Origin of the sequence: Legionella sp. W05-934-2 (assembly GCF_964199965.1) — a bacterium.
Lineage (GTDB): Bacteria > Pseudomonadota > Gammaproteobacteria > Legionellales > Legionellaceae > JAFIFT01.
In genome coordinates this window covers 1-4,649 of record NZ_CAXMZT010000025.1, presented here as the reverse complement: position 1 = coordinate 4,649, position 4,649 = coordinate 1, and the positions used below count along the sequence as shown (strand labels likewise).

Genomic DNA, 4,649 nt, shown 5'->3' with positions numbered 1-4,649 from the left:
TATTGGCTATCCTTGTTAGAAGCCTCATTGCCTTTGCCCTGCTGTTCTTGAGCGACTTGTATTTTCTCATTGCCCATGAGACAAGACTCGATAGGAATCGAATTATGTATGAATTTATGCATTTACCTGTCGAACAACAATATGATTATTTACTTAATCAAATAAAAAATATGGTCAATGACACGCTAAAACAATATGAACAAACCAAGAAAAAAGTGACTCTGCCATTACCTGAAAATTGGAACACATTGGTCAACGAATGGTGCAGCGTCCCTCATCTAATGGATAGCTTATTCAAAGAATTCTCAATTCTGCTAAATCAGACTGGAGCAATAAATGTAATCGATTCTCAAGCTTGCGTTGAATTTTTATTACGTCTGCTAGAAGGTGGCTTATGTAGAGATAATCCTAATAAAATGGTTCCAGAAATATTTAAGAGCTTCATACATTATTTTCAAACAAAACATTACAACCAACAAATGTTCGAACGATTCATGGATTGCATGCAATTAGCTAATATTAATGTTTTCAAAGATCCTGAATGCATTAGGATAATAAATACCTGTGAAGACAACTTTCAAATGACTCTTCGAGAATGTAAAGATGTGATTCCTTCCGAAGATGACCGTTTCCTAGAAAAACTAGATGGACATAGACAGCTATTGGCTGAAATTGAAAAGAGAAAAGAGGTTGATATGAGAAAACTGAGTTTTTTTGCCAATGCTCAAAAAGGCAACGAATCGAAATTTTTTGATAATGATCTAATGTCTAGCGATAGGTTTAACGATGTTATGAACAACATCTAATAACTCAGTTAGTAAGTTTAGTTTGGGCCTTGGCCCAAACTATTAATCTAATCATTGCTTATTTTCCATGTCCATTTCCAATATGAAGGAGTTAATGAGTCTTCCGATCGAGCAACAATACAAGTATTTATTAATTCAAATAGAAACTTGTGCTCAATAAAACAGTTAGGCTGCGCGAACAAAACAAGCAACAACTTGCTCTACTCTACCTGCGTTGTGCGAATTCTAATACTGATTTTTTTTTTGGCTGAGTAGATTAAATTTAAATCTTCTTGTTATAATCCACCACATGAAATATGTATCAACCTTAGCTAGCAATGATATGGACTCATCCTCTCTTTTAACCGGCTATTAAATGAGCCAAAATGTTTTTGTCTAAAAAAACAAAAAGAACAGGAAAGTCCAGTGAAGAATATTACTGTATTAGGCATAGATTTGGCAAAAGATGTATTTCAATTACACGGTGTAAATGAACATGGAAAAAAAGTTCTATCTAAAAAGATAAATAGAGCAAAGTTACCGGAATATATCAGCCAACTACCAACTTGTAAGATAGTGATGGAAGCCTGTGGAAGTGCGAATTATTGCTTGCATCAAAGATAAAAATATCATTGACAAAATTTTGTCTCATATAAATAAAAAGCCTGGGAATCAAGAAGAGCTCCTAAAGACTTTGCCAATTAGGGGGCCTCCTGAGCTCGTTTCATTGATAACTTCAAATAGAACCGACTAATTATATTTGCTGGGCTTTGCAGCAGCCCAGCCTACGTTGCTATTAATCGGTCTTAACAGGCCGTTTGAACCAATAATAACTATGCCACCCTCTAAGATAAAATATATTGAATTCCATGGTCATGAGCTAAACGCAGTAGCTTAAGATTGGCTCCTTTAGGTTGCACCTCTCCTCTTTCCCATTTTTGATAGGTGGATGGAGTAACATTCAATATTTTAGCCATTACAGCCTGGCTAACTTTTTCCTTAACTCGCATTTTCTTTATTTCTTGTGCCTCAAGCTCTTTAACTTCACTTAAGTTAAGCATTTCTATATCTTTAATAGTAATTGCATCTAACCGAAGATCTTTGGCTGTTTCTAGCATAGCATCAATAATTTTACTCATTCTCAACCTCCACTAGTGCCCCCTCCTTTATCAGCTTATTAATTTCCTCATCAGAATAAGCTAATAATGATTTAGCAATAATTTTAAAAGCTTTTTCTTCATTGAATGAAATATTACTTTTAGCATTCTTCTCAAACCCAAAAACAAAAAACAATGTTTTCCTTTTTTGAAAGCGACGATAGTTCTTGTACTGCCACTCTTCCCCCTGCCTTTATTGGCAACACGCTTTTTTATTACACCACCACCATAATTAGCCTCGTAAATTTGAATAGCAATTTCTTTAGCAGCGATATTTAGCGATTCATCACTAACTTGATTTTTTATAGCCCACTTGGCAAAAAGTTTAGTTTTTATTATCTTCATCAATAACGCCTTGTGTAGTAATTATTACTATAGCAAATTTTACTACGCTGTGCAATTAAAGATTAAAATAAACGGGGATTTTACGAATTCCCTCGAAGGAGCTCAAATAAAATTCTTTTTTATGCAAAAAAGGTTTAGAAACAGGCAAATGAATCAATGTTTACAAATTGTTTTAGCATTGAGTTTATAAACCTTGACGATTAAATACTTTCGGAGTTCCAAATTCGACATTCTTGATTTACGTCAGGAAGGACTACCGTTGATCCTACTCCTAAGAAAACTCCCGGGGAATAAATTATTATTTGCTTGCCTTGGTATTGCCACAATGAAATGCAACCCGTACCCTCTTCAACTAGATATTTACCGCTTGAAGCGGATATTACAGAGTTTCGGTGTTATTTAGATGGTTTGGTGGGCTCACTTTGCTTTGCCCACCGAGTTTAACTCCCTGTCCACTATGCATCCCTATCCGTGTCTGGGATACTGCGACTCTTCTTGCTTTGATGCTAAACTATTGTTTGATGAAGGTTTATCAAAGAAAGAGAGGGATGTTTGAGGTAGAGTCTTGTCAATCGACCCAGAGCTTTCAAGTTTAATAACTTTCACGGCTTGAATTTTCAATGAACTAATTTCATCAATTAATTGAATAACCTTGGATTGCATTTCCTTTGGCAAATCAGGATGCATTGCAATAGAGCATAATTCTAATATTGGACCTTCGGTTGTTGGATTTGGATTTAATGGTTGCTCAGAGAAATACCTAAGGACCTCACTTCGATTATGGGGCAACAAAAATTCCTCTAAACTTTTCAAACTGCTTTCTATCGGTTCCCTTAGTACTGCAAAACTCCTATTTACAAAGAATTTATCAAACATGTCTTTATATATGTCTAATTGCATATATAAGCTTGCTATCAATTCATTTAAAGTGGGGGGAGATTTTTTAGAGGACCCTACACCTTGCAGAAATTTAGTAAGTATTGGCGGATATTCAAGAGTTGAGTAGGTTAAAGTTCGGCCATTCAATATGTTCATAATGCAATCAACTTCATCCTGATCAAGGAAGTTATTTATTTGTGAGCATTCGATATTTTTTTTAAAGCCTAAGCATTGTGATTTTGAGAGCGGTTCTGGAATCAAACTATATATTAAATCACGGTCTAATTTAAGTTTTATATTTTGTTCCTTAAAATATTTTGAAAACTTATAGTATCCATGAATGATGGCATCGTGATATACAATTCGAGATAATATGTTATAGGGGTGTTGTTCAATAAACGACTTTAGGTTTTCGAATGTACCACAAGAATAATTAACTAAATTATCATCTCCAGTGTAATAATTAGCCCTATTAAGTATCAAGAATATTAAGCAAATTTCTAAAACCGGGTGCGTAAAATCAGGCCTTTTCGAGGCTAAATCAAACAAGCCGTCAAACCAGGGTTGAAATTGTTTCTTTTTATTGAGCGTTAACTCAAGAAATGCAAATACAATATCGGGATCTACCTTCATTCCAAACGTAATTACATCGGTCGGCTTGGTGTCGAAAGGATTAGATTTATATGAACCCAAGACTACAAACATCCAAGTAACAAATTTCAAATATCCTTTACCGTTATTATCGTATTTTCTTAATAAACCTTCCTCTTCCCAGTTTCTATAATCCTTAACAATCTTTTCATCTAATAAATTTATAAGTTCTAATGAATTTTGCCCACCCAACATTACCTCTAAAGTATTTATTAGTAATTTTAATTGGACATCACCATATTCTTTTTTAAAACTAAGCGTAAAATCGTTCTCTGGTATTGTCATTGCACAACTCTCCTCTGAGAGATAACAATAATGAATGTATGTGCTCACAGAACCATAGGGTGCAATCTTAATTTCAGAGGTTTTTTGAACCAACGTTTAGGTGCTTTTGGCGAATATTCATTGGGTCAATGACTCAACCTACGACTACTGGGTCTGGGGCTTGAATTAGTAAGAGGAGTAGATGTCAATAAGTTTGTGACTAGGGAATTTGCTGCGTTGAAACACTAAGTTGATCATGTTGAATGCGAACTCTATTGCAATTTGTTTTGATTCGATTTGCGTGAACCTTAACATGGATCGTATTTTGTGTAAAGTGGTGTAAGATGGGTGAGTCGACCGGGATATTTCAACCCCAGCCTCTCGCAAAACGGAGCGTGAATCTCTCGACTCACTCCGCTTCCATTAGATAAACCCTCCTTTCATACCTTTTCGCCAATGGACAAAGACGAAGGTTCATTATTGGCTATCCTTGTTAGAAGCCTCATTGCCTTTGCCCTGCTGTTCTTGAGCGACTTGTATTTTCTCATTGCCCATGAGACAAGACTCG

4 protein-coding genes and 1 pseudogene are annotated in these 4,649 nt (G+C 35.3%); 2 read left to right on the top strand and 3 right to left on the bottom strand.

The features are described from left to right. The coding region (locus tag AB3348_RS15130; RefSeq protein ID WP_367608468.1) for a hypothetical protein at nucleotides 1–806 on the top strand (806 nt) is incomplete at its 5' end. 405 nt (nucleotides 807–1,211) lie between these two features. Beyond that, a complete protein-coding gene (locus AB3348_RS15125) occupies nucleotides 1,212–1,409 on the top strand; it encodes a hypothetical protein (protein ID WP_367608467.1) in 198 nt (65 codons plus the stop codon). A gap of 221 nt (nucleotides 1,410–1,630) precedes the next feature. Here AB3348_RS15125 and AB3348_RS15120 read toward each other — a convergent pair whose 3' ends face one another. The 3 genes and pseudogenes from AB3348_RS15120 to AB3348_RS15110 all read right to left on the bottom strand — a co-directional run bounded on the left by AB3348_RS15120 (nucleotide 1,631) and on the right by AB3348_RS15110 (nucleotide 4,102). Beyond that, the gene (locus AB3348_RS15120) at nucleotides 1,631–1,924 is read right to left on the bottom strand and encodes a helix-turn-helix domain-containing protein (protein ID WP_367608466.1); all 294 of its coding nucleotides are present in this window, start codon (nucleotides 1,922–1,924) and stop codon (nucleotides 1,631–1,633) included. Next, nucleotides 1,917–2,287: pseudogene (locus tag AB3348_RS15115) on the bottom strand (type II toxin-antitoxin system RelE/ParE family toxin). The gene AB3348_RS15120 and the pseudogene AB3348_RS15115 overlap by 8 nt, the downstream one beginning before the upstream one ends. 465 nt (nucleotides 2,288–2,752) lie before the next feature. Continuing rightward, a complete protein-coding gene (locus tag AB3348_RS15110) occupies nucleotides 2,753–4,102 on the bottom strand; it encodes a hypothetical protein (RefSeq protein WP_367608465.1) in 1,350 nt (449 codons plus the stop codon). Nucleotides 4,103–4,649 lie beyond the last annotated feature (547 nt).